We start from the raw sequence: 25,392 nt of genomic DNA, 5'->3' as shown, positions 1-25,392 counted from the left end.
GGCGGCGTGGCAGTGTCTGCGGCGCCGCCCAATTTTGTGTAAAGTAGCAAACCTATGGAAACGAATCATTCTGCGCATCAGTCCGACCCAGCCAACCGCGCCCGCCTGCGCTGGCGCTCACGCCGGGGTCTGCTGGAAAACGACATCATCCTCACCCGTTTTCTCGATGCGCATGAAACCGAATTGACCGACGACGAAGTGGACGCATTCACGCGGCTCCTCGACTTGTCGGACAATGCCCTGATGGATCTGGTACTGGCCCGTAAAGAGCCGGAAGGCGACACCGACCTGCCGCACGTTCACGCGTTGTTGCAGCGACTGCGCCTGGCGTAGTAACACACCCAGTTTCTTTTACATGCATCATCTCTCCAAGAAGGAAGAGTCCATGAATATCTCTGATAACAAAGCCACTCTCTCGTTCTCCGATGGCAGCCCATCGGTCGAATTCCCGATTTACAAAGGCACCGTTGGTCCGGACGTGATCGACATTCGCAAGCTGTACGCCGGCACCGGCAAGTTCACCTACGATCCAGGCTTCATGTCGACCGCGTCGTGCAACTCGTCGATCACCTACATCGACGGCGACAAGGGCGAACTGCAATACCGCGGCTACCCGATCGAACAGCTGGCTGTGAACGCCGACTTCATGGAATCGTGCTACCTGCTGCTGAACGGCGAGCTGCCGAACGCGGTGCAGAAAGAGCAATTCGTTGAGACCGTGACCAAGCACACCATGGTGCACGAGCAGATGCAATTCTTCTTCCGCGGCTTCCGTCGCGACGCGCACCCGATGTCGGTGCTGGTCGGTACCGTCGGCGCGCTGGCGTCGTTCTACCACGACTCGCTGGACATCAACGACGCCGAACAGCGTGAAATCTCGGCCATCCGTCTGATCGCCAAGATGCCAACCCTGGTGGCGATGGCGTACAAGTACTCGATGGGCCAGCCTTTCATGTACCCACGCAACGACCTGTCGTACTCGGCCAACTTCATGCGCATGATGTTCGGCAATCCGTGCGAAGAATACAAAGTCAACGACGTGCTGGTGCGCGCGCTGGACCGTATCCTGATCCTGCACGCTGACCACGAACAGAATGCTTCGACCTCGACCGTGCGTCTGGCCGGTTCGTCGGGCGCCAACCCGTTCGCCTGTATCGCTGCCGGTATCGCCTGCCTGTGGGGCCCTGCCCACGGCGGCGCCAACGAAGCGGCACTGAACATGCTGAAAGAAATCGGCTCGGTCGACAACATTCCTGCCTTCATCGCTCAGGTGAAAGACAAGAACTCCGGCGTCAAGCTGATGGGCTTCGGTCACCGCGTCTACAAAAACTTCGACCCACGCGCCAAGCTGATGCGTGAAACCTGCTACGAAGTGCTGGAAGAGCTGGGCCTGCAAGACGACCCACTGTTCAAGCTGGCGATGGAACTGGAAAAGATTGCACTGAACGACGAATACTTCGTGTCGCGCAAGCTGTACCCGAACGTCGACTTCTACTCGGGCATCGTGCAATCGGCGCTGGGCATTCCAGTGTCGCTGTTCACCGGCATCTTCGCGATGGCACGCACCATCGGCTGGATCGCCCAGTGGAACGAAATGATCGCCGATCCGGAACAGAAAATCGGCCGTCCACGTCAACTGTTCGTCGGCGCCACCGTGCGCGACGTACCACCGCTGGACAAGCGTTAATCTTTGGATTGACGTCGCAATAAAAAACGGGCTTCGGCCCGTTTTTTTTTCGTCTGACGTCGGGAGTGTTGCTTACTTGATCTGCGCCAGCACCTCGACCACCGCCTGGGTGACGGCGGCGGGTTTGTCGCCCTGGATGCCGTGCGATGCGCCGGGCACGACGCGCTGTTTGCCCTTGCTGGACAAGGCGGCGAGTTCTTTGTGGATTTTCTCGTTCTCGTCTTCCATCGCCTTGTTGACGGCGCTTTGCGGCTTGGACGGATCCATGTAAGGACTCACGCCGCGCGTCAAGACGACCAGCGGCAGGTCGCCGAACGGCTTGCGCAGGGCGCGCAACTGGTTGTCGCTGGTGTCGTAGGCGTTGGCTTCGTCGACCCGCGTGCGCCAGTAGGACTTGGTCATCATCGCCGCCTTGACCTGCTTGCCCAGCACCGGCCCGTAGTATTGCGCCGGGTCGCCGATGCAGCTGTCTGCCGCATCGCTGCCGGGTTTCATGCCTTTGTTCGCAGCGTCCAGACACTGCTGGTCGTGCTCCTTGACCATCGCATAGATCTTGTTGATGAAGCCTTGTGACGCCTTATTGCTGCGCGTGGTTTCGTCTTCGCTCTGCGGCTCGACCAGCACAAGTCCTTTCACCTCGCCGGGGTAGCGATAGCTGTACACCTGCACATTACTGCCGCCTAAGGAATTGCCGACCAACAGATACGGCGGCTTGATGCCTGCCACCGACAAGGCCTTGTGCAGATCCTCTGCCGCGTTTTCCGAGGTATTTGGGCGGGGAGCAGGATCACTGAAGCCGAAGCCGGCTCGGTCGTAGGTGCAGGCGCGCGTGTGCCTGGCCACCTCGGGCTGGACCTTGAACCATGCCCAGCCGGCATCGCCCGCCGGGCCATCGAAGACCACCGTCGTGCTGCCGGTGCCGGCGCAGAAAAGGTTGATGTAGCGGCCGCCGATATCGACGCGCTGATGCGGCTTGGCGAAAGCGTCAGTCGTGGGGAGTGCTGCAGCATGTGCCAGCAGCGGCAGGATAACAGGGAGCGCACAAACCAATTTCTTCATTTGAGTCATGTGTTCTGATTTTCCTGCAGCAGTTGGTGGAAAATGGCGCGGCTATCGTCGTCGATGCGGAGAAATTGCACGCCGGTCTTGAAGCCCAGTTCGGCGTCGGGATCGCTGTAGACGATCTGGCCCATGGCCAGCACGTTGTGGTCGGTGTCGCCCAGCTGCACCTTGAAGGACACCGCGCAGTATTGCGCCAGACGCAGCTGGCTGTCGGTTTGCAGGCTGATGCCGCCATGTGACAGGTCCAGCGTCTGGACGGTATGACGGGTCTCGTCGGTCATGGTCAGCGTGGCCGGCTGGCGGACCGTCTGGCGTCGGGCTGTGCGGGCTTTCTGCGTCATGATGCTACTGGAAGTTTGATTATGGAAAGATTATCACACTCTTCCATTGCGGCGGTCAGGACGTAGCACCAATAACCACCAACACAACACTCCCAGCGTCACTTGCGGCAAGTTGAACAGGAATTTGTCGAGCGTGACGTCGCGCCGCTGCGGCCAGGCGGTGTTGGCGGTCTCGGCGATGATGTTGGTGTGATAGAAGCAGGCCGCCAGCAGGAATAGCGCAGCGATGCCCCAGATGGCCGGCAGGCTGGTGATGCGATGGCGCAGCAGCGCCGCCACCGGATAGATCAGCACGCAGCAGAACACATACGCAAACAGATTGGCCGGCAGGTTGGCCAGATCGAAGTGGGGCAGCACCACCGGCACCGCGCAAATCGCAACTGCCAGCATTACGGCAAGGATGGGATGGGCGCGAGCGGCCACGACGACAAATGTGAGTTCATTATTCAAATTAGGTGGACAAGGGCACCATTGTAGCTGGGCTTTGTCTGCGTGATTCAGGTGTTGAAAAGATCTTGCGTTCGTGCAATACGGGAAAAGCTTAAGTTAAGCAAAATTGCCTTGTTCTTTCAACCTACGCATCGATTGAATGAGGAGCTCTGATGAAAATTTCCCTATCTGGCAAGTGGATGTTGGCGATAGTGTTTTTGTCGATGAATTGTGCTGCACCAGCGCTAGCGCAAAAAAACACGTTGTTTTCATTGCCAGTTACATCCGCAACTTACGCTATCAATGGTCAAGTGGATTGGGCGGGGGCGAATTTGGCCGACTGGAGTGGGCCAATTGTCGTTTTGATTAATCCCGGCGAGCCTATTAACCGAGATGGATGGCAGCTCAAAGATCTGGACTCTGCTTTTAACGAGCGTTCGGTTCTGGAAGAGTTGTCGCAAGTATTTGTCCAAGAAGGCATGGCTGTCGTGCGCTTCGATAATCCTGGCGTCGCCACACCACAAGAAATGTGTCGGCAGGTCGTATCAACCCAGGCCTTCGATGAGGAGAAGATGCAGCAATACTGCGTGAATACCGACATTTATGCTTCTTTGGCTGGCCCCAAATTGGTGGCAAGTATTGAGAGAGTTCTGAATCACGTTCAGAATTTAGCGCCCAAAAGCAAGCAACTCGCCTTGCTTGGCATTCGTGAAGGGATTGTGCATGCCGCCGCCATTGCTGAAAGGCAGAATATCAAGATCTCTGCATTGATTGCCTTAGGCGCGTCCGGTGAAAGTCCTAAGGCGACGATGCGTTGGCGCATAGTTGAAAGGCCGATAGGCATTCTTCCTTTATTCGATGCCAATCATGACCAAGTAGTGACAAATGATGAGATCGAGAAAGGATACCAAGCTGGAATCGGCAATTTTATTGCAATCGATGATTGGCTAAGCAGTGATGGCAAATGGACGCCTCAAACGCACCCGGAATTTGAGCGTTATTTCGAAGAGTGGTACGCAGGAGCACTTGAGCGATTTATACAGAGTGAGGATGAAGACGGTATTGGGGGGAACCGTGCAGTGCACGGTGTTTTCATCCCTTCAATAGCGGCCAGGATAAACAAGCAGTATTTTCTGGATGCCTTGTCGCCGCTCGATGTGATGCAGGAGAAGGCGATACCCGGTTTGTTTTTCTGGGGAGAGAAAGGAGATGAGATTAACCTTGTCCGGCAACAGGAATTGATCTCAGCTAAAACCAATGCTGGTGCATTTATTTGGTCTGAGATTTTCCCACGCCGTTATGCGCTGTTGTCAGCGCGCTCAAATAATGACTGGCCCGAGAAGCCGTTTATGCGCCGGTTGGCTGTGGGCAGCAGGGATTTTTTAGCTCAGTCATTAAGGCGTAGTGATGCAAAGAAGTGAGCAGATACGGCTACTTTTCCTGGTCCAGCAAGGCCTGGATTTCTTCGCGTTCTTTTTTGCTGACGTGGCCACCGCGCAGGGCGGCCAGGACCAGCGCTTTGCCGGAGCCGGCGAAAGCTTTCTGGATCAGGTCTTTCAGCAGATTGGTCTGGACCGAGTCCTGCTCCTGCACCGGCGAGTAGACGTGGGCGCGCTGGCTTTCGTCGCGGTTCAGCAGGCCTTTGGTGTGCATCACTTGCAGCACGCGCAGCACGTTGGCGTAGCTCGTCTCCGGACGCGTTTCCAGCGCGGCTTCGTGCACTTGCCGCGCCGTGGCGGGGCCGAGCGCGAACAGCAGGCGTAGCATCTCCAGTTCGGCAGCGGTCGGTTTGGGCAGATTGGTACTCATGGATGTAGAATAAAATATCTAGAACGGATTGTCTAGCTGTTCTTTGATGTCGTTGAAGTGCGGCAGGCCTTGCTGGCAGGCGGCTTGCAATTCACGCAACGCCGCTGGCGCACTGTCGCTGCGGTCCAGCAGTTCTTCCAGCAGGTTGCCGAAGGCGCGTACTTCCAGCGTTTGCAGTGCGGCGGCTTGCGGGCCGGCCGGGTCATAGAACGAGGCAGCGCCAAAGTCGCCCAGCAGGGTGTTCCCGTGCTCGTCGTGCAGGATGTTGTGGCCATACAGGTCGCCGTGCAGGATGCCGTGCGCGTGCAATTGCGCGGCGGCGGAGGCGATGCCACGGGCGATGCGCAAGGCGGCGGCCAGCTCGAAGCGTTTATCATCGGCGTAGATGTCGCGGGTGCAGCTATCCAGGCTCGGCGGCCCAGCCAGGTTGTGGAAGGCCGGCGAGATCAGCGACATCACCAGGCCGTGGGCGCCGTCGGGATGCCCTTCAACATGGCCAAGGATGGGAATCAGGTTGGGATGGCCGCCGGCGCCGAGGCAGGCTGCCATTTCGCTTAGCGGCGAGCCGTCGCTGGTCATGGCGCCTTTGAAGAGTTTGACGGCGACCGGTTCGGCGGCGTCAGCACTACGTTGCCAGTCGGCGCGGTAGATGACGCCGGATGCGCCTTCGCCCAGCTTGTCGCGCAGCGTCAGCATGGACCAGTCAATCGCGGCCGATGGTGTGTGGACCAGCGCGTCTTCATGCTGCTCGCTGAAGGGATTGCCGGCATAAGCCAGCCATGTCAGGCGCGGTAGCGATAGCAGCCAGTCCGGCAGCGCGCTCAGCTGGTTGCTGGCGATGCGCAGCAGTTCCAGTTTGTGCAGCTGCGCCATGGAGTCGGGCAGGGCGCGCAGGCGGTTCCCGGCCAGCATCAGCTTCTGCAACTGCGGACGTTCGCCCAGCGCGGCCGGCAATTCCTCGATCTGGTTATCGGTGAGTACCAGCCAGCGCAGTTGCGGTGGCAGCGCGGCAGCGGGCACATCGCGGATCTGGTTAGCCTTGAAGCCGACCATGGTGAGTGCCGCGCAGCCGCCTACGGCCGCCGGCAGTTCGGTAAATTGATTGTCCGAGCAGAACAGGATGCGCAGCTTGTGCAGCCGGTGCAGATCGTCCGGCAGCGACGACAGGGCATTGCCGGTCAGATCGAGGATTTCCAGCGTGTCGGCCAGCGCAAAGATTTCGCGCGGGAATTCGGTGAGGCCGCAGCGCATCGACAGGCGTTGGACGCCGGCCAGCGCGCCGCTGCGCAACTGCTGCAGAGTGTGCATGAGAGGGGACGGTAAAGACGACGGCGCAGTGTATCACTTCACCGTCATCGTTGGCGGCCGCTTAGCCCCTCGGGCTTACCACTTCATTTCGCCCTTGGCCACCTTGGCGCTGATGTCGAGCGCGCTTTCCAGTCCGGCGCTCGGGTACAGCGCTTTCATGCGGGCGATCAGCGCCGCCGAGTTGGCGGCCTTGGCGGTTTCCGCTTCAAACTTAACCAGGTAATTGCGGGTGTAGCTGACCGACTCCGGCGTCAGCGGCAGGCCCGGCGCAAAGTGGCCCGGCACCACGGTCGCCGGCTTCAAGGCGGCGATGCTGTCCAGCGTTGCCAGCCATTGCTTGCGCGAGGCTGGCGTTTGCGAGTCGGCGGTCCACACGTGCAGGCCGTTGAACACCGCCACGCCGCCCACCACCGCCTTGATCGACGGAATCCAGACGTAGTGCTGTTCGATCTTCAGTGTTTGGCCTTCCAGCGTCAGGTCGCCTTTCAGTGGCTGCGGCACGATTACTTCCTTCGGCGCGTTGTCCTTCAGGATTGGACCCCAGTAGGCGACCTTGGCGTCCTTCTTGGCCTGAATGCCGGCGATAACGTGCGGCAGCGCGACCAATTTGGCGTCCGGGAAGGCGGCGTGGATGACGTCCAGGCCGAAGTAGTAGTCCGGGTCGTCGTGGCTGATATAGATGGTGGTCAGGTGCTTGCCGCTCGCCTTGATCTTATCGGCCAGTTTCACCGCCTCTGCGCGCGAGAACTGGGTGTCGAGCAGCACCGCATCCTTGTCGCCGGTCACCAGCACCGAGGCCACCGGGAAGATGGCGGCTTCGCCAGGATTGAACACTTCCAGCTTCAGCGGCGCCGCTTGGGCGCTGATGGCGGTGGCGAGGGCGGCGGTCAGCAGGGCTTGTTTGAACATGGTCACTCCAGAAAAGTAAGAATGCCGCCATCTTAAATTTCTCAAACCGATAGAAAAATACGGTAATCTGGCTTTGTTAATTGCATATATCGGACGAATCATGGATCGCATCACTGCCGCCCGCGTGTTTGTCAGCATTGCCGAGCGCGGCAGCATGATCGCCGCAGCCGACGCATTGGATATGTCGCGAGCCATGGTCACCCGCTATCTGGCCGAGATGGAAGAGTGGGCCGGCGCCCGTCTGCTGCACCGGAGCACCCGCCGCCTGAGCCTGACCGACGCCGGCGACCTGACGCTGGCGCGTTGCCGCCGCATGCTGGAACTGGCGGACGACATGGCGGTGTCCGCTGGCGTCGATGCCGACACCCCCGGCGGCCTGCTGCGCATCACCTGTTCGCAGGCGCTGGCGCAGGCGGAGCTGCTGGGCGCCATCAGCGAATATCTGAAGCGCTACCCGCGCACCGCGGTCGACCTGCAGATGAGCAACCGCGCCGTCAACCTGATCGAGGAGCGCATCGACCTGGCGCTGCGCGTCACCAACACGCTGGAGCCCAACCTGGTCGCGCGCCAGCTGGGCGTGTGCGATTCGGTGGTGTGCGCCGCACCATCGTATCTGGATCAGCATGGCACACCGCAGCTGCCGCAAGACCTGGCCGCTCACAACTGCCTGACGTACACCTATTTTGGCAAAAGCCTGTGGCAATTTACCGATGCCGACGGCGCGGCGCTGTCGGTGCCGGTCAGCGGCAATCTGTCGGCCAACGAGGACTTCATCGTGCTGAAGGCGGCGGAGCAGGGCGGCGGCATTGCGCTGCAGCCGCTGTACAGCGCCGGCCCGCTGATCCGCGCAGGCAAGCTGGTGGCGTTGCTTCCTGGATACACTCCCTTAAGTATGGGAATCTATGGCATTTACACTTCGCGCCAGTACATGTCGCCGGCCTTGCGCGCCATGCTGGACTTATTGTTAACGTGGTTTGGCAGCGAGCGGCAGAGCCAGCATCGGCGCGGCTTAAGTTAGCATTAATGCTGCAAGTTTCATCGGTATTTTTCCGCACATATGGTTGTTGGGATACAATACCGGTGCTATGCTGAAGGACCCGTTTTAGGTAAGACCCGAACAAAAGCCCTTCCCCCACAACTTGATGTGCAATCCGCTAACCGGTCAGGCCGTGTCGCGGAAGGTTAGACCAACCCGCTAATTCCTCGCGAAACGCGAAGAAAGGTGAGCAAGAATGATGCAACAATATACGTCCAACTCCTACCTGTTTGGTGGGAACGCCCCGTACGTTGAAGAACTGTACGAAGCGTATCTGAACAACCCAGGCTCGGTGCCAGATAACTGGCGCTCCTATTTCGACGCCATGCAACACGTGCCGGCTGTCGATGGTTCCAACAAACCGGACGTCGCCCACGCCTCCGTGATCGCCTCCTTCGCCGAGCGCGCCAAAGCTGGTCCAATCCGCACCGTTACCGCCTCGGCCGATGCCGAAATGGGCCGCAAACGCGTCGCCGTGACCCAGCTGATCGCTGCTTACCGCTATCTGGGTTCGCGCTGGGCCAACCTGGATCCGCTGCAACGCCAGGAACGTCCAAGCATCCCTGAGCTGGAGCCAAGCTTCTACGGCTTCACCGATGCCGACATGGACACCGTGTTCAACGTCAGCAATACTTACTTCGGGCCAGAGACCGCGACCCTTCGCGACCTGCTCAATTTCCTGCGTGATACCTACACCCGTTCGATCGGTGCAGAGTACATGTACATTTCCGACCCGGCCGAAAAGCGCTGGCTGCAAGAACGTCTGGAGTCGATCCGCTCGACCCCGAACTTCACCCCGGAAAAGAAAAAACACATTCTGGAGCGTCTGACGGCGGCCGAAGGCCTGGAACGTTACCTCCACACCAAATACGTCGGCCAGAAGCGTTTCTCGCTGGAAGGCGGCGAAACCTTCATCGCGTCGATCGACGAGATCATCCAGCGCGCCGGTGAAAAGGGCGTGCAAGAGATCGTGATCGGCATGGCCCACCGCGGCCGTCTGAACGTACTGGTCAACACCCTGGGCAAAGCGCCGAAAGACCTGTTCGAAGAATTCGAAGGCAAGCACGGCGACGACCTGCCGGCCGGTGACGTCAAATACCACCAGGGCTTCTCGTCGGACATCTCGACCGTTGGCGGTCCGGTCCACCTGTCGCTGGCGTTCAACCCGTCGCACCTGGAAATCGTCAACCCAGTCGTTGAAGGTTCGGTCAAAGCCCGTATGGATCGCCGCGGCGACCACGGCGGCAAACAAGTGCTGCCGATCCTGGTACACGGCGACGCCGCATTCGCCGGCCAGGGCGTGGTCATGGAAACGCTGAATCTGGCGCAAACCCGTGGCTATGGCACCGGCGGTACCGTGCACATCGTCATCAACAACCAGATCGGTTTCACCACCTCCGATCCGCGCGACGCCCGTTCGACCATCTACTGCTCGGACGTGGTCAAAATGATCGAAGCACCGGTGCTGCACGTCAACGCCGATGATCCTGAAGCCACCGTGCTGGCATCGCAAATCGCGATGGACTACCGCACTGAGTTCGGCAAGGACATCGTGGTCGACATCATCTGCTTCCGCAAACTGGGCCACAACGAGCAGGACACCCCAGCGCTGACCCAGCCGCTGATGTACAAGAAAATCGGCCAGCACCCAGGCACCCGCAAGCTGTACGCGGACAAACTGGTTGCCCAGACCGTGATCGCGGCCGATGGCGGCGAACAGCTGCAAGCCGCTTTCCGCGACGCCATGGACGCCGGCAAACACACCGTCGATCCAGTCATCTCCAACTTCAAGAACAAGTACGCGGTCGACTGGCTGCCGTTCCTGAACAAGAAATGGACCGACGCTGCCGACACCGCCGTGCCGCTGACCGAACTGAAACGTCTGGCCGCGCGCATCACTACCGTGCCGGAAGGCTTCAAGGTCCACTCGCTGGTCGAGAAGGTACTGGGCGACCGCGCTGCCATGGGCCGTGGCGAACTGAACCTGGACTGGGGCATGGGCGAACACCTGGGCTTCGCGTCGCTGGTATCGTCGGGCTACGCCATCCGCCTGACCGGTCAGGACGCCGGCCGTGGTACCTTCACCCACCGTCACGCCGTGCTGCACGATCAGAACCGTGAACGTTGGGATGCCGGCACCTACGTGCCGCTGCAAAACGTCGCTGAAGGCCAGGCGCCATTCACCGTGATCGACTCGGTGCTGTCGGAAGAGGCAGTGCTGGGCTTCGAATACGGGTACTCGACCGCCGAGCCAAACACGCTGACCATCTGGGAAGCCCAGTTCGGCGACTTCGTCAATGGCGCCCAGGTGGTGATCGACCAGTTCATCAGCTCCGGCGAAGTGAAGTGGGGCCGCGCTTCGGGTCTGGTGATGCTGCTGCCACACGGCTACGAAGGCCAGGGTCCAGAGCACTCGTCGGCACGTCCAGAGCGTTTCCTGCAACTGTGCGCAGACAACAATATGCAAGTGGTACAGCCGACCACCGCGTCGCAGATCTTCCACGTGCTGCGTCGTCAGATGGTGCGTCAGTTCCGCAAGCCGCTGGTAGTCATGACGCCGAAATCGCTGCTGCGTAACAAGGATGCAGGTTCGCCACTGTCGGAACTGGCCAAAGGCGCGTTCCAGACCGTGATCGGCGAAGTCGACGAGAGCATCGACGCCAAGAAAGTCAAACGCGTGATCGCCTGCTCGGGCAAGGTCTACTACGACCTGGTCAACGCGCGCAAAACCCGCGGCCAGAGCGATACCGCCATCGTGCGTATCGAACAGCTGTATCCGTTCCCGCACAAGGCCTTCGCTGCCGAACTGAAAAAGTTCCCAGCGGCGACCGAAGTGGTGTGGGCGCAGGATGAGCCGCAGAATCAGGGCCCATGGTTCCAGATTCAGCACAACATCTTCGAGAGCCTGGAGTCGGGCCAGCGTCTGGCGTATGCCGGCCGCCCAGCTTCCGCATCGCCAGCGGTCGGTTACTACGACAAGCACTACGCTCAACAGAAAGAGCTGCTGGAAACCGCTTTCTCGAAGCTCAAAGGCTTCATTCTGACGAAATAAGTTTTAATTTATTGAACGGAGCGCCGTCCTGCTACGCGGGGCGGCGCCGCAAAAACAAATAACGGAGTTTTTCAAATGGCAAAAATCGAAGTCAAAGTTCCTCAGCTGTCGGAATCGGTCGCAGAAGCAACCATGCTGACGTGGCATAAAAAAATCGGTGACACCATCACCCGCGACGAAAACCTGATCGACATCGAAACCGATAAAGTGGTTCTGGAACTGCCAGCACCGGCCGCTGGCGTCCTGGTGGAAATCATCAAGGGCGACGGCAGCACCGTAGTGGCTGACGAATTGATCGCCATCATCGATACTGAAGGCACCGCCGCCGCCGTTGCGCCAGCCGCTGCCCCGGCTGCCGCCGCTCCAGCCGCCGCTGCTGCACCAGCCGCTGCCCCAGCCGCAGCCACCGGTGGTTCGAAAGGCGACGTGGCGATGCCAGCCGCCGCCAAGATCCTGTCGGAAAAAGGCCTGAGCGCTGGCGATGTCGCCGGTTCGGGCAAAGACGGCCGCGTGACCAAGGGCGACGCCCTGGCCGCCGGCGCCAAAGCGCCAGCCGTTGCACCACTGGCCGCACCAGCCGCCAAGCCAGCACTGGCACAAGTGGCCGCACCAGCCGCCGCCAACCTGGGCGACCGTCCTGAAGAGCGCGTGCCGATGAGCCGCCTGCGCGCCCGTATCGCCGAGCGACTGATCCAGTCGCAATCGACCAACGCCATCCTGACCACGTTCAATGAAGTGAACATGGCGCCAGTGATGGAACTGCGCAACAAGTACAAAGACAAGTTCGAAAAAGAGCACGGCGTCAAGCTGGGCTTCATGTCGTTCTTCGTTAAAGCCGCTGTGGCCGCGCTGAAGAAATACCCAATCATCAACGCTTCGGTGGATGGCAACGACATCGTCTACCACGGCTACTTCGACATCGGTATCGCTGTCGGTTCGCCACGTGGCCTGGTGGTGCCGATCCTGCGCAACGCCGACCAGATGTCGATCGCTGAAATCGAAAAGAAAATCGGCGAATTCGGCGCCAAAGCCAAAGACGGTAAGCTGACCCTGGACGACCTGACCGGCGGCACCTTCTCGATCTCGAACGGCGGCACCTTCGGTTCGATGCTGTCGACCCCGATCATCAACCCACCGCAATCGGCGATCCTGGGCGTGCACGCGACCAAAGACCGCGCTGTGGTGGAAAACGGCCAGATCGTGATTCGTCCAATGAACTACCTGGCAATGTCCTACGACCACCGCATCATCGACGGCCGCGAAGCCGTACTGGGTCTGGTGGCCATGAAGGAAGCGCTGGAAGATCCTGCACGTCTGCTGCTGGACCTGTAATAAGTACCGGCGACCCCGGTAGACCGGGGTCTGACCCCGTACGGGGTCAGACCCCAGGCTTGCAGGGGTTAACTAGGAGGATCATGAATGAGCGTTGCGGAAGAAATCAAACGTTTGCATGAACTGCACCAGGCGGGCGCGCTGTCGGACGAAGAGTTCGCGGCCGCCAAGGCCCGGCTGCTGAACAGCGGTCCCACACCGGGCCTCGGCGGCGACGCCGATCTGTGGCGCCTGCGCCGCTCGCACACCGACCGCTGGCTCGGTGGCGTCTGTGGCGGCCTGGCGCGCGTCAGCGGCGTCGAGTCGTGGATCTGGCGCTTGCTGTTTGTGCTGTTCGTCTGCACCTTTGGTTTCGGTCTCGCCATCTACATTCTGCTTTGGATCTTCGTTCCAGAAGACGAACTGATTGGAAATTAAAAAATGAGTAAACAATTTGACGTAGTAGTTATCGGCGCCGGTCCTGGCGGTTACATCGCCGCGATTCGTGCTGCCCAGCTGGGTTTCTCGGTTGCTTGCGTGGACGCGTGGGAAAATGAAAAAGGTGGCCCGGCGCCAGGCGGCACCTGCACCAACGTTGGCTGCATCCCGTCGAAAGCGCTGCTGCAATCGTCGGAACACTACGAGCACGCCGGTCATGCGTTCAAGGAGCACGGCATCGATGTCGCCGGCCTGTCGCTGAACCTGCCGCAAATGATCAAGCGCAAGGATAACGTCGTCAAGCAAAACAACGACGGCATCCTGTTCCTGTTCAAGAAAAACAAAGTCACCTTCTTCCACGGCCGCGCTGCGTTCGCTGGCGCCGCCACCGCTGACGGCTACCCGCTGACGATCTCGGCGCCTGCCAACGAGACCATCAACGCCAAGCAAGTCATCGTGGCCACCGGTTCCAACGCCCGTGCGCTGCCAGGCGCGGAGTTCGACGAACAACTGATCCTGTCGAACACCGGCGCGCTGACCATCGGCGACGTGCCGAAGCAGCTGGGCGTGATCGGCGCCGGCGTGATCGGCCTGGAAATGGGTTCGGTATGGCGTCGTCTGGGTGCTGAAGTGACCGTGCTGGAAGGTCTGCCGACCTTCCTGGGCGCCGTGGACGAGCAGATCGCCAAGGAAGCCAACAAGCTGTTCACCAAGCAGGGCCTGAAGATCAACCTGGGCGTCAAGATCAACAAGGTCACCAAGGGCGACAACAACGTCACCGTTGAATTCGACAACGCCAAGGGCGAAGCCAACACCGCCGTGTTCGACAAGCTGATCGTCTCGATCGGCCGTACCCCGAATACCGACGGCCTGGCTGCTGACAAAGTCGGTCTGGCGCTGGACGAGCGCGGTTTCGTGGCCGTCGACGGCGACTGCAAAACCAACCTGCCAGGCGTGTGGGCAATCGGCGACGTGGTACGTGGCCCGATGCTGGCGCACAAAGCGGAAGAAGAGGGCGTTGCCGTGGCCGAGCGTATCGCCGGCCAGCACGGTCACACCAACTTCAACACCATTCCTTGGGTGATCTACACCTCGCCGGAAATCGCCTGGGTCGGCAAAACCGAACAGACGCTGAAGGCCGAAGGCGTGGCATACAAAGCCGGCACCTTCCCATTCCTGGCGAACGGCCGCGCACGCGCGCTGGGCGACACCGCCGGTATGGTCAAGTTCCTGGCCGATGCCAACACCGACGAAATCCTGGGCGTGCACATCATCGGCCCAATGGCGTCGGAACTGATCTCGGAAGCCGTTGTCGCGATGGAGTTCAAGGCTTCGGCTGAAGACATCGCGCGCATCTGCCACGCTCACCCATCGCTGTCGGAAGCCACCAAAGAGGCGGCACTGGCGATCGACAAGCGTACGCTGAACTTCTAAGCTGGATTTGTTGTAGCTAGCAGGGCGGGCCACCATGGCCCGCCGTTTTTATTTGCGCAGATTGAAACCATGAACGTCGAAGAGTACTACCACCACGCGCTGGCCCAGCGCGACTACAAGGCCGATGAGGCACAACAGCGCGCGATCACCCGTCTGCAGCAATGCTATGACGAGTGGGTGGCCTACAAGGGGCAGCGTTCCAGCACCTTCAAGCGCCTGATCAATCGCCCGGCCGTGCCGAAAGGCGTGTACATGTGGGGCGGAGTGGGACGTGGCAAGTCGTTCTTGATGGACAGCTTCTACTCGGTGGTGCCGCTGGTGCGCAAGACGCGTTTGCACTTCCACGAATTCATGCGCGACGTGCACCGTCAATTGGACGAACTGCGGGGCGTGGCCGATCCGCTGGACGAAGTGGCCAAGCGCATCGCCAAGAAATACCGGCTGATCTGCTTCGACGAGTTCCACATCTCGGACGTGGCCGACGCCATGATCATGTACAACCTGCTGAAGGCGCTGTTCGACAACGGCGTGTCCTTCATCATGACCTCGAATTACGATCCGGAGCTGCTGTATCCGGATGGCCTGCATCGCGACCGCATTTTGCCGACCATCGCGCTGCTGTACGAAAAGCTGGACGTGATGAACATCGACGCCGGCATCGACTATCGCGGCCGCGCGCTGGAGCAGGTCGAGGCGTATTACACGCCGCTCAACGCGCAGACCGACAAGGCGCTGCGCGACGCCTACGCCAGCGTGGCCGAAACCGCCGACGAAGATCCGGTGATCCGCATCGAGGCGCGCGAAATCCGCGCGCTGCGCCGCGCCGGCACCATCATCTGGTTCGACTTCAACACGCTGTGCGGCGGCCCGCGTTCGCAGAATGATTACCTGGAAATCGCCAGCCGTTTCCATACCGTGATATTGTCAGGGGTGCCGATGATGTCGGCGTCCATGTCGTCCGAAGCACGCCGTTTCACCTGGCTGATCGACGTGTTCTACGACCAGGGCGTCAAGCTGCTGATGTCGGCGGAAGTGGAGCCGGAAGAGCTGTACACCAACGGCGCCATGGCCAACGAATTCCATCGCACCGTGTCGCGCATCGTCGAGATGCAGTCGCGCGAATACATGGACCGCGAACAGCGCGCTGCGGCCGCATCGCTGTCGTAAGTCACAGGATTTAGAATATGAAAGCACTGATTACCATGATGGCCATGCTGGCGGCGACGATGTCGGCCGCCGTGGCCCAGAACGTTCAGACCGTGGAGCAGGCCAATGCCGCGCTGGTGAAAGTGGCACAGGACCGCGCCGCCATCACCGACGAATTCGCCGCCAGCGAGCGCGAATGCTCGGCCCGCTTCTTCGTTACCAACTGCATGGACAAGGCCAAGGAAAAACGCCGCGCGGCGCTGGCCGAGGTACGCGTGCGCGAAGTCGACGCCGAGCACTTCAAGCGAGCCGACTCGGTCGCCAAGCGCGACGCCGACCTGGCCGACCGTGCCCGCAAGGACGCCGACGAAGCGATGCTGCGTTCCGCCCAGCCGCCGAAAGCCCCGAAGGAAGAGCACGAAGCGGCGAAACCATCGTCCGGCCCCCGTCTGGCGGAGCGCGAGGCCGAACATGCGGCCAAGCTGAAACGCCAGCAGGCCGAGGACGCCGCCAACGCGGGCAAGCGGAGCGCCAATGTGGCTGCCTTCGAGCGCAAGCAGGCCGAGTCGGAGCGCCGTCAGAAGGAAGTCGCGCGCAAGAAAGCGGAAAACGAAGAGAAGGCCAAACAGGCCGCCGCGCGTGCTGAGGCGGACAAGAACAAGGCGGCTGCAGCGTCGGCGGCTGCGTCGGCCAAGTAGCGGCGACACCCGTCGTTTGCGCGGGAACCCATGCCGAGTTGGATTTTGCCGGTTGTGTATGGATTCCCGCTTGCGCGGGAATGAGGGGCTGGCTAAGTGGCTGGCGCCACCAGCTTGATGATGGCCATCGAGCAGTTGTCGCCCTTGCCCTGTGCCCGTTCCGCCGCCTTGGCGATCAGTCGCTCGGCGGCCTGGCGCGGCGTATTGCGGGCCACGGCGGCGGCCAGTTCCTCGTGACGGAACAGCTGCCACAGTCCGTCCGAACACAGCATCAATGAATCGCCGGCCTGCAAGCCTTGTTGCGTGCCGGTGCTGACATGCGGATCTTTCAGGCTGTTGCCGAGCGCGTTATTCAGCAGGCGCGAACTGCGGTGTTTTTTGGCCGCTTCCCCCGGCAGCTTGTCGTGGTTGACCAGATGGTCGACGTAGTCGCTGTCGCTGGTGCGCATCAGACATGTTTCGCCACGGAAGTGGTAGACGCGGGCGTCGCCCACATGGGCCCACACCAGTTGCGCTTGCGGCGTCAGCACCAGCAGCGCCAGTGCGCTTTGCGGTTCGGCCACGGCGGCAATCGGATTCATTTTGATCACGGCGTGCGCTTCCTGCGCGATATTGCGTAGCAACTCCTCCAGCCGGGGCAGACTGGGCGCGTCGCCGATGCGGAATTCGTCGAACAGATGTTTGCTGGTGAGCAGCGCCTGATCCGGTCCGATCGGGCTGGTATTGCCGTCGGCCAGCACCGCCAGCACGTATCCGGGCGCCCTGGCGGCGGTAAATAGCGCAACGCGGTCGTTCTGCTGCGGCCGGTTCCCGATGTGCTGGGCGGTCCCGGCCTCTATTTTATAAGTGCGCATAAGATGATTTGTTGGCGTCCGACGCGCCGTAGATTAAACTATGCACCGTGTCGCAGTTTGTTGGCAACGTGTTTGCAATTCTTGTTGTTCCGGTGAAACCATTTGACTGAGAAATATGACTGATGTACAAGATATCCAACGTCGTTTGATTGAACTCGACGTCGAACACCGCGATCTGGACGCGGTCATCGATATGCTCACCCTGGACGGACACCACGATCAACTGCAATTGCGCCGTCTCAAGAAGCGCAAACTGCAACTGAAAGACCATATCACTCTGCTGAAAATGCAACTGGTGCCGGACGTTCCGGCCTGAGCCGAAACGTTACAACGAAGTTTATTTTGACCGAACACCTTCCACCTGCGTCCGACGCGACACCCGCCATCATCGGCGCCACTCCCGACCATCCCCCGGCAAGCACGACGCCGAGGTAGAGCGCCTGTTCGGCGCTGGCGGCCCGCTGGGGCCGGCGGTGGGCGATTTCCGTCCGCGCCGCTCGCAAACCGAGATGGCCAAGGCGGTCGCGGTGGCCATCGCCAACCAGACCACGCTGATCGCCGAGGCCGGTACGGGCACGGGGAAAACCTTCGCCTATCTGGTGCCGGCGCTGCTGTGGGGCGGCAAGACGATCGTCTCGACCGGGACCAAAAACTTGCAGGATCAGCTATTCCTGCGCGATATTCCGACCGTACGCGCCGCCTTGCAGGCGCCGGTGTCGGTGGCGCTGCTCAAGGGCCGTTCGAATTACCTGTGCCATTACCACTTGGAACGCACGCTGCAGAACGGCCGCATGACTTCGCGCGACGACGTCGGCTATCTGCGTGAAATCTCGCGTTTCCTGAAAATGACCAAGACCGGCGACAAGGCCGAGCTGGCCCGCGTGCCGGAAAACGCGCTGATCTGGAACCTGGTGACCTCGACCCGCGACAACTGCATGGGCGCGGAATGCCAGTATTACCAGGATTGCTTCATCATGAAGGCGCGCAAGGAAGCGCAGCAGGCCGACGTGGTGGTGGTCAATCACCACCTGTTCTTTGCCGATGTGGCCCTGAAGGATTCCGGCGTGGCCGAGTTGCTGCCGTCCGCCAACACGATTATCTTCGATGAGGCGCACCAGCTGCCGGACACCGCCACTTTGTTCTTCGGTGACACGTTTTCGACTTCGCAAGTGCTGGAACTGTGCCGCGACGTGCTGGCCGAAGGCCTGTCGAACGCCCGCGATGGCGCCGACTGGGGCAAGGTGGTCACGGTGGTGGAGAAGGCCGCGCGCGACCTGCGGCTGACATTCCCGCAAGACATCGTGCGGCTGTCGCTGCCGCAAATCGCGCCATCGAGCGACTTTTACCCGGCGTTGCAAACGCTGAAAGATGAGCTGGACGGCATGATGGCCGTGCTGGAGACCCAGGCCGAACGGGCGGAAACGCTGGAGCAGTGCCGTCAGCGCGGGCTGGATCTGGTGTCACGCCTGGCGGCGTGGAAATTCGACCCGAAAGCCAAGGTCGCCAAGGGCGAGGAGGCGGTGTTCTGGGTCGAGGCGTATGCGTCGTCACTGCAGCTGCACAAGACGCCGCTGTCGATTGCGCCGATCTTCGCCGGCCAGCGCGAAGGCGTGCCGCGCAGCTGGATTTTCACGTCGGCGACGCTGGCGGTGAAGAAGGACTTCAGCCACTTTTCCGAGCAGATGGGCCTGACCGACGAGCCGTCGATGTCCTGGCCGAGCCCGTTCAATTATGAAGAGCAGGGCATTTTGTACGTGCCGACCGGCTTACCGGACCCGAATTCGATGGGATATACAGATGCCGTGCTGGATCTGGCGCTGCCGATTATCGAGGCGGCGGGTGGGAAAACTTTCCTTTTGTGCACGACTTTGCGGGCCGTGAAGCGGGCTGCCGAGCGGCTGCGCGATGAATTTGAGAAGCGTAATCTGCCGTTCCCGCTGTTTGTGCAGGGGGATAAGGGCCGGACTGAGCTGCTAGACCAATTCCGCAAGGCCGGTAATGGCGTGCTGATCGGTTCGCAGAGCTTCTGGGAAGGTGTCGACGTGCGCGGCGATGCACTGTCCTTGGTCATTATTGACAAACTGCCATTTGCGCCGCCGGACGATCCGGTGCTGGCAGCGCGCATCGAGGTAATGGAAAAGCAGGGCAAAAATGGCTTTATGCACCACACTTTGCCGGAGGCGATCATCAATCTGAAGCAGGGAGCCGGACGTCTGATTCGCGATGAGGCCGACCAGGGCGTGCTGATGTTGTGCGATCCACGGGTGATTTCCAAGCCGTATGGCAAGCGGATCTGGCAGAGTTTGCCGTCGTTCAAGCGCACGCGGGAGCAGGAAGTGGTGCTGGAATTCTTCCGAAACAAGAATTCCAGTTCGTAACTTCTAGTCACAAACCCCCGAGGCGAAAGGGGTCTGACCCCGCATGGGGTCAGACCCCGGCAAATCGACTTGCGGGGTGAAAGCAAGCTCAGCGATCCTTCTGCGGCAACACTACCACCTTGCCAGTAACCCGTCGCGCCGCCATATCATCCAGCGCCCGCCACGCATCCTCCAGCGCATAGCGCCCCGAAATCAGCGGCTTAATTTTGCCCTCCTGCAGCCACTGCAACACCTGACGCATATTCTTCAAGTTGCCTTTCGGATCACGCTTGGTGAACTCGCCCCAGAACACGCCCATCAGCGACGCCCCCTTCAGCAAGGTCAAATTCAGCGGCAACTTCGGAATCTCGCCGTTGGCAAACCCGACCACCAAATACCGCCCACCCCAGGCTATCGACCTGAACGCCGGCTCCGCATAGTCGCCGCCGACCGGGTCGTAAATCACATCCGGTCCCTTGCCGCCGGTCGCCGCCTTGACCGCCTCGCGCAAATCCTGCTTGCTGTAATTGATCAGCACGTCCGCGCCATGCTGGCGGCAGACTTCCAGCTTCTCATCAGTCGAAGCGCAAGCAATAATGCGGGCTCCAAGGGCTTTGCCGATCTCGATCGCGGCCAGGCCCACACCGCCTGCTGCGCCAAGAATTAGCATGTTCTCACCAGCTTCTAGCTTGGCCCGGTCCACAATCGCATGATACGAGGTGCCGTAGGTGAGGGTGATGGCTGCTGCCGTGTCGAAATCCATGCCCGGCGGCATCGGCATCAGGGCTTGCACAGGCGCTAACAACTGCTGCCCAAAACCACCAGTCGAAGTGAAGGCGATAACCTTGTCACCGACCTCGAAAGTTGTCACATCAGCAGCAACTGAGCGAATCACGCCGGCCACTTCGCTGCCGGGAACGAACGGCAGTTCCGGCTTGAATTGATACTTTCCTTGCACAATCAGCACGTCCGGGAAGTTGACGCCGGCGGCCTGGACATCGATCACCACCTGGCCCGGACCCGGCTGCGGGTCTTGTAATTTTTGTACTTTTAGCGACTCGGGCAAACCCCACGCTTCACATACGACAGCTTTCATACTGGTCTCCTCTGGTTATAAAAAAGAACGCTCGTAATATTTTTATCTTACCTTAAAGCGCCAGCCGTTTGCGCAAAGTTCGGCCTGCCGCACGTTTGTTCTGCCTCAAGGTGTCGCCAGATTGGATTGTTAGAGTTGGTTAAACGAAGGGGGATATCATGACTATCCGTCACGGCTGTTTCTTCAGCTATGCACATGGCCAGCATGCTTACATGAGCAAATTCAAGGACGACCTGGTGGACGCCCTGAAATGCTATCTGGAACCTCACTTCGACAACGAGAACGAACTGTTTGTTGATAGTGAGCAGCTCGGGGGCGGTGACGACCTCGACGGCAAAATCGCGCGCGCGTTGTGTGAGAGCGTGTGCATGATTGTCATTTATACACCCAAGTATGAGGCCCATGGCTATACGCGTCGCGAGTTTGCAGCAATGCAACTTATCGAGCGCGAACGCCAGCATTGGTATCAGCTGCCCAGCCACCTGATCATCCCCGTCATCATGACCCGCCACCCGGTCGGCCTGCCGCCGCAAATTACCGGGCCGGGCATGTATGTGGATTTTTCCCGCTACACGCTGGCCAGCGGGGACTTGAAGACCAATCCCGATTTCATCCCGGACATTGAAAAAATCGTCCACCGCATCGCCGAGCATTACCACTGCCTAAAACGAAGCACGCCGCCGGAGCATGACTGCAGCCGTTTTGTCTTGCCGGAGATCCCGCCGGAATGGCGTGCCGTTCCTCCTCCACACTTCCCACGCTAAAGGTTTGCCATGGAACTTACCTCCCTGTCATTACCGCCGCTGAGCGCCGGCGGCGAAGTTATTACTTTCTATTCTTACAAGGGCGGCACGGGTCGCACCATGGCCTTATCTAATATAGCGGTGCTATTGGCGCGCCAGCAAAACGCCACCGCGCCGGTGCTGATGATCGACTGGGACCTGGAGGCCCCCGGTTTGCACCACTATTTCGAGCAGCCGCAGGAGCACAAGCCGGGGGTGCTGGAGTTTTTCGAGGCCTGCCGGGAGCAGCTGTTGCGCCGTCGCACCGGCCCGCTGACCGTGGATGACGACGAATTGGCGCACGATGTGCTGGCGGCGGTGGGCTGGGAGCAATATGTGACCCGCGTCGATCAGGGCAGCCAGCTCTATCTGATGCGCGCCGGCCGCTTCGACGACAGCTATCCCGACCGGCTGGCCGCCATGCAGTGGGAGGAGTTGTTTTACAGTTGCCCGGCGCTGTTCCGCTGTTTCGCCGATCGCTTGTCGCGGCATTTCCGCTACGTGCTGATCGATTCCCGCAACGGCCGCAGCGACAGCGCCGGCGTCTGCACGACTTTGCTTCCACGCAAATTGGTGTTGATGTTCACGCCCGGCCGTCACAGTCTGGATGGTTTGCAGGAACTGGTCAGCCGCGCCACCACCTATCGCCGCAGCCATGAGGACGAGCAACGGCCGTTGCTGGTCTATCCCTTGCCATCGCGCATAGACATGGCCGACTGCGGCGAGCGCCTGCAGTGGCGGCGCGGCGATGCTTCGCAGCAGATTTCCGGCTACCAGCCGGGCTTTGAGGAACTGATACGCGAGTGCTATGGGATGCAGCACGTTTCGCTGGAAAGCTATTTTGATGAGGTTCAATTGCAGCAGACCCGTTCGCTGGTGTACGGCGAGCAGGTGGCGGTGCGGCTCGATCAGGGCGGCGACCGTTTTTCCATGACACGTACCTTCGAGGCTTTCCTGTCATGGCTGGGGCCCGGTTATTTCCCGTGGCAATCCAGCGGCGAAATCCAGCTACTGGCCAAGATTAACGAGGCGCGCGGCGCGCTGGACGACGGCGGGGCTGCCGCGCGCGCCATGTCGCAGCCGCTGGCGCGCGAACTCAATCTGCTGGGCGAACTATATCGACGCGAGGGCAAGCTACGGCCGGCCCTGTCCAGCTTCGAGGAAAGCCTGTCGCTGCGCCAGCGGGCGCTGGGCGAGGATCACCCGGATACGCTTGCCAGCAAGATCAATCTGGCCGGCGCGCTGCGCCAGCAGGGGCGGTTGGATGAGGCGCAATTCCTTGAAGAATGCATCGTCGAGGCGCGTGAACGCGTGCTGGGCGGCGAACATCCCGATACGCTGGCAGCGCGCGCCAACCTGGCCGCCACGCTGGGCCAGCAAGGCCGGCTGGTCGAGGCGCTGGCCATGCAGGACGGCGTGCTCGACACCTACACCCGGCTGGTCGGCCCCGAACATCTGCAAACCCTGGGCGCCAAGGCGGCCCGCGCCGAACTGCTGCTGCAACGCGGCGACATCCAGCTGGCGCGCAGCGTGCAGGAGCAGGTGCTGGCCGCGCACAAGCGCTTGCTGGGCGCCGAGCACCCCGACACGCTGCGCAGCAAGACGGCGCTGGCCTACACGTTGTTGCAAATGCAAGAGCTGGACACGGCGCGCAGCCTGCTGGACGCGGTACTGCAAGCTTATCTGCGCCGGCTGGGGCCGGATCACCCGGAAACCGGCAAGGCGCGCGAACAATTAATTGACGTGCAACTACAACTGGGCGTGCCAGCCGACGAGGCGCCCATGGTGCCGGAATTACATCAGGATGCGGCCATGGACGACTACGGCGACGCCCTGATGCGGCCGCTGCGGCGACGCGGCGCGCTGACGGCCAACAGTGCGTGGTCGCGCACGGCGGACGAAATGGTAGCGCTGGACGGGGCATTGTATGGCGGCCGTACGCCGCCGCGTTGACGAAAATTTATACGTAAAGGGGGCGGCCGGCATGCGCAGTAGCGGCATTGCTTCAGGTAAAATCATTTGAATGAAAATCCTGATTAGCAATGACGACGGCTATTTGGCACCCGGCATCAATGCGCTGGCCAACGCGCTTGCCCCGATCGCCGAGATCGTGGTTGTGGCGCCGGACAGCAACCGCTCGGGCGCATCGAATTCGCTGTCGCTGGACCGGCCGCTGTCGGTGCAGCAGGCGGCGAATGGTTTCTACTTTGTCAACGGCACGCCCAGCGATTGCGTGCACGTGGCGTTGACGGCCTTGCTGGATGCGCCGCCCGACCTGGTGGTCTCCGGCATCAACAACGGCCCGAATATGGGCGACGATACGCTGTATTCCGGCACCGTGGCCGCCGCCACCGAGGGCTATCTGTTCGGCATTCCCGCCATCGCCTTTTCACAGGGCACCTACGGCTGGGAGCATATCGACGACGCTGCGCGTCATGCGCGCGACATTATCCAGCGCTACTATGAAACGTTGCCGCGCCCCTATCTGCTGAACGTGAATATACCGAATCGTCCTTATGACCAGCTTAACCAGGTGGTTGCCACGCGGCTGGGCCGCCGCCACCAGTCGGAACCGGTGATCAAGGCCAAGGACCCGCGCGGCAGGGATATCTACTGGATCGGCCCGCCGGGCGCGTGCAAGGATGCCGGCGAGGGCACGGATTTCCATGCCTGCGCCAACGGCAGCACGTCGATCACCCCGCTGCAGATCGATTTGACGCACTCCACCCAACTCAATGCATTGGCAAAGGCCTTGGCATGACTGAAAAAAACCGTACCTTTCCCTTGCCGCTGTCCTCGGTAACCGACCAGGGGGCCAGGAAGGCAACGGTCTTCAAGCCGGTGGCCACACCGCAAACCGCCACCCAGAACGCCGCCCGCCACGCACCGCCGCCATATCCGGCGCCGCGCGCGGTGGCCACGCCGTCCAAGTCGCACAGTTACGCCCTCGAGCGGGCCCAGGTCCCGGCGGCGGCGCCGCGCCAGAGCGCGCTGGTGTCGGACGGCGTGCGGCGCGCCATGGTGCAGCGGATCGCCAAGCAGGGCGTCAAGGACCCGGTGGTATTGGGAGCGATGGACACCGTGCCGCGTCACATGTTCATGGACGAAGGGCTGGCGCCGCAGGCGTATGTGGACGCCTCGCTGCCTATCGGCCACCATCAGACCATCTCGCAGCCCTACATCGTGGCCCGCATGATCGAGGTGCTGCGCAACGGCGGCCAGCTGCAGCGCGTGCTGGAGATCGGCACCGGCTGCGGCTACCAGGCGGCGGTGCTGTCCTGTGTGGCGCAAGAAGTGTATTCCATCGAGCGTATCAAACCTTTGCACGAGCTGGCCAAGGCCAATCTGCGCCCCTTGCGCGTCCCGAACCTGCGTCTGCATTACGGAGATGGTATGCTTGGCCTGCCGCAAGCTGCGCCGTTTGACGGTATCATTCTGGCCGCGGCCGGAATGGAAGTGCCGCAAGCCCTGCTGGACCAGCTGGCCATCGGCGGCCGATTGGTTGCGCCAGTGGGCGTCCGCACGCAGCATTTGGAACTGATTACGCGCACCGGCAAGGCGGAGTGGACCAGCGAAACACTGGAAGATTGCCACTTCGTGCCGTTGCGTCCGGGCGTGATTTAGCGCCCGAACCACTAGACAA

Annotated in this window: 24 protein-coding genes; 16 read left to right on the top strand and 8 right to left on the bottom strand. The window is 60.8% G+C overall.

The features are described 5' to 3' along the window. Positions 1 to 54 precede the first annotated feature (54 nt). Positions 55 to 333 carry an FAD assembly factor SdhE gene (locus HH213_RS02555; RefSeq protein ID WP_110849103.1) on the top strand — a complete coding sequence of 93 codons (279 nt, stop codon included), beginning with the start codon at positions 55 to 57 and terminating at the stop codon, positions 331 to 333. Positions 334 to 385: 52 nt separating this feature from the next. Beyond that, on the top strand, positions 386 to 1,687 hold the full coding sequence (gene gltA, locus HH213_RS02550) for a citrate synthase (protein ID WP_169110575.1): 1,302 nt from the start codon (positions 386 to 388) through the stop codon (positions 1,685 to 1,687). A gap of 72 nt (positions 1,688 to 1,759) precedes the next feature. On the opposite strand, the gene HH213_RS02545 is transcribed toward gltA, so the two are convergent. Genes HH213_RS02545 through HH213_RS02535 form a run of 3 tightly spaced genes read right to left on the bottom strand, consistent with a single transcriptional unit; the run spans position 1,760 to position 3,480 of the window. Further along, positions 1,760 to 2,746 (bottom strand): alpha/beta hydrolase, encoded by a 987-nt coding sequence (locus tag HH213_RS02545; protein WP_169110573.1) that lies wholly within the window; start codon positions 2,744 to 2,746, stop codon positions 1,760 to 1,762. Positions 2,747 to 2,751: 5 nt separating this feature from the next. Continuing rightward, a complete protein-coding gene (locus HH213_RS02540; RefSeq protein WP_169110571.1) occupies positions 2,752 to 3,090 on the bottom strand; it encodes a PilZ domain-containing protein in 339 nt (112 codons plus the stop codon). 33 nt (positions 3,091 to 3,123) lie between these two features. Further along, positions 3,124 to 3,480 carry a hypothetical protein gene (locus HH213_RS02535; RefSeq protein WP_229263258.1) on the bottom strand — a complete coding sequence of 119 codons (357 nt, stop codon included), beginning with the start codon at positions 3,478 to 3,480 and terminating at the stop codon, positions 3,124 to 3,126. Positions 3,481 to 3,692: 212 nt separating this feature from the next. On the opposite strand from HH213_RS02535, the gene HH213_RS02530 reads away from it, so the two are divergent. Then, a complete protein-coding gene (locus tag HH213_RS02530; RefSeq protein ID WP_110849097.1) occupies positions 3,693 to 4,940 on the top strand; it encodes a hypothetical protein in 1,248 nt (415 codons plus the stop codon). Between the two features lie 10 nt (positions 4,941 to 4,950). On the opposite strand, the gene HH213_RS02525 is transcribed toward HH213_RS02530, so the two are convergent. The 3 genes from HH213_RS02525 to HH213_RS02515 all read right to left on the bottom strand — a co-directional run bounded on the left by HH213_RS02525 (position 4,951) and on the right by HH213_RS02515 (position 7,545). Beyond that, positions 4,951 to 5,328 (bottom strand): BlaI/MecI/CopY family transcriptional regulator, encoded by a 378-nt coding sequence (locus HH213_RS02525; RefSeq protein WP_110849096.1) that lies wholly within the window; start codon positions 5,326 to 5,328, stop codon positions 4,951 to 4,953. 18 nt (positions 5,329 to 5,346) lie between these two features. Further along, a complete protein-coding gene (locus tag HH213_RS02520; RefSeq protein ID WP_169110569.1) occupies positions 5,347 to 6,636 on the bottom strand; it encodes a leucine-rich repeat-containing protein kinase family protein in 1,290 nt (429 codons plus the stop codon). A gap of 75 nt (positions 6,637 to 6,711) precedes the next feature. Next, entirely contained in the window at positions 6,712 to 7,545 is an 834-nt protein-coding gene (locus HH213_RS02515) for an MBL fold metallo-hydrolase (RefSeq protein WP_169110567.1), read from the bottom strand. A gap of 100 nt (positions 7,546 to 7,645) precedes the next feature. On the opposite strand from HH213_RS02515, the gene HH213_RS02510 reads away from it, so the two are divergent. The 7 genes from HH213_RS02510 (at position 7,646) to HH213_RS02480 (ending at position 16,660) form a co-directional block, all read left to right on the top strand. After that, complete coding sequence (locus HH213_RS02510; RefSeq protein ID WP_169110565.1) at positions 7,646 to 8,563, top strand: LysR family transcriptional regulator; 918 nt, start codon at positions 7,646 to 7,648, stop codon at positions 8,561 to 8,563. A 214-nt stretch (positions 8,564 to 8,777) separates the two neighbouring features. Further along, positions 8,778 to 11,633 carry a 2-oxoglutarate dehydrogenase E1 component gene (locus HH213_RS02505; protein ID WP_110849092.1) on the top strand — a complete coding sequence of 952 codons (2,856 nt, stop codon included), beginning with the start codon at positions 8,778 to 8,780 and terminating at the stop codon, positions 11,631 to 11,633. 75 nt (positions 11,634 to 11,708) lie between these two features. After that, positions 11,709 to 12,965, top strand: a complete 1,257-nt coding sequence (odhB, locus tag HH213_RS02500) for a 2-oxoglutarate dehydrogenase complex dihydrolipoyllysine-residue succinyltransferase (protein WP_169110563.1) — start codon at positions 11,709 to 11,711, stop codon at positions 12,963 to 12,965. A gap of 87 nt (positions 12,966 to 13,052) precedes the next feature. Further along, the gene (locus tag HH213_RS02495; RefSeq protein WP_110849090.1) at positions 13,053 to 13,382 is read left to right on the top strand and encodes a PspC domain-containing protein; all 330 of its coding nucleotides are present in this window, start codon (positions 13,053 to 13,055) and stop codon (positions 13,380 to 13,382) included. Between the two features lie 3 nt (positions 13,383 to 13,385). Beyond that, a complete protein-coding gene (gene lpdA, locus HH213_RS02490; RefSeq protein WP_110849089.1) occupies positions 13,386 to 14,816 on the top strand; it encodes a dihydrolipoyl dehydrogenase in 1,431 nt (476 codons plus the stop codon). A 69-nt stretch (positions 14,817 to 14,885) separates the two neighbouring features. Next, positions 14,886 to 15,983, top strand: a complete 1,098-nt coding sequence (gene zapE / locus HH213_RS02485) for a cell division protein ZapE (protein WP_110849088.1) — start codon at positions 14,886 to 14,888, stop codon at positions 15,981 to 15,983. A 17-nt stretch (positions 15,984 to 16,000) separates the two neighbouring features. Next, on the top strand, positions 16,001 to 16,660 hold the full coding sequence (locus tag HH213_RS02480) for a hypothetical protein (protein WP_169110561.1): 660 nt from the start codon (positions 16,001 to 16,003) through the stop codon (positions 16,658 to 16,660). Positions 16,661 to 16,752: 92 nt separating this feature from the next. Here the strand turns inward: HH213_RS02480 and HH213_RS02475 are convergent, their stop codons facing one another. Beyond that, on the bottom strand, positions 16,753 to 17,514 hold the full coding sequence (locus tag HH213_RS02475) for a PP2C family protein-serine/threonine phosphatase (protein ID WP_110849086.1): 762 nt from the start codon (positions 17,512 to 17,514) through the stop codon (positions 16,753 to 16,755). A gap of 115 nt (positions 17,515 to 17,629) precedes the next feature. Between HH213_RS02475 and HH213_RS02470 the strand changes: the two genes are divergently transcribed. Both HH213_RS02470 and yoaA read left to right on the top strand, forming a co-directional pair. Beyond that, positions 17,630 to 17,830 carry a YdcH family protein gene (locus HH213_RS02470; RefSeq protein WP_008450659.1) on the top strand — a complete coding sequence of 67 codons (201 nt, stop codon included), beginning with the start codon at positions 17,630 to 17,632 and terminating at the stop codon, positions 17,828 to 17,830. A 157-nt stretch (positions 17,831 to 17,987) separates the two neighbouring features. Continuing rightward, positions 17,988 to 19,892, top strand: a complete 1,905-nt coding sequence (gene yoaA / locus HH213_RS02465; protein ID WP_229263257.1) for a DNA repair helicase YoaA — start codon at positions 17,988 to 17,990, stop codon at positions 19,890 to 19,892. 88 nt (positions 19,893 to 19,980) lie between these two features. Here yoaA and HH213_RS02460 read toward each other — a convergent pair whose 3' ends face one another. Continuing rightward, positions 19,981 to 20,967 (bottom strand): NADPH:quinone oxidoreductase family protein, encoded by a 987-nt coding sequence (locus HH213_RS02460; RefSeq protein ID WP_169110559.1) that lies wholly within the window; start codon positions 20,965 to 20,967, stop codon positions 19,981 to 19,983. Between the two features lie 158 nt (positions 20,968 to 21,125). Here HH213_RS02460 and HH213_RS02455 point away from each other — a divergent pair, with 158 nt between their 5' ends. From HH213_RS02455 to HH213_RS02440, 4 genes are all read left to right on the top strand, one after another. Further along, on the top strand, positions 21,126 to 21,731 hold the full coding sequence (locus HH213_RS02455) for a toll/interleukin-1 receptor domain-containing protein (RefSeq protein ID WP_110849083.1): 606 nt from the start codon (positions 21,126 to 21,128) through the stop codon (positions 21,729 to 21,731). Positions 21,732 to 21,740: 9 nt separating this feature from the next. Then, complete coding sequence (locus HH213_RS02450) at positions 21,741 to 23,702, top strand: tetratricopeptide repeat protein (RefSeq protein ID WP_169110557.1); 1,962 nt, start codon at positions 21,741 to 21,743, stop codon at positions 23,700 to 23,702. Between the two features lie 70 nt (positions 23,703 to 23,772). Continuing rightward, the gene (gene surE, locus HH213_RS02445; RefSeq protein WP_169110555.1) at positions 23,773 to 24,510 is read left to right on the top strand and encodes a 5'/3'-nucleotidase SurE; all 738 of its coding nucleotides are present in this window, start codon (positions 23,773 to 23,775) and stop codon (positions 24,508 to 24,510) included. Then, a complete protein-coding gene (locus HH213_RS02440) occupies positions 24,507 to 25,373 on the top strand; it encodes a protein-L-isoaspartate(D-aspartate) O-methyltransferase (RefSeq protein WP_169110553.1) in 867 nt (288 codons plus the stop codon). The genes surE and HH213_RS02440 overlap by 4 nt, the downstream gene beginning before the upstream one ends. The last annotated feature ends 19 nt before the right edge of the window (positions 25,374 to 25,392 follow it).

Origin of the sequence: Duganella dendranthematis, assembly GCF_012849375.1 — a bacterium.
In the GTDB taxonomy this organism is placed as follows: Bacteria; Pseudomonadota; Gammaproteobacteria; order Burkholderiales; family Burkholderiaceae_D; genus Rugamonas; species Rugamonas dendranthematis.
The sequence above is the reverse complement of the archived record's forward strand: the minus strand, read 5'-3'. Positions and strand labels throughout refer to the sequence as shown.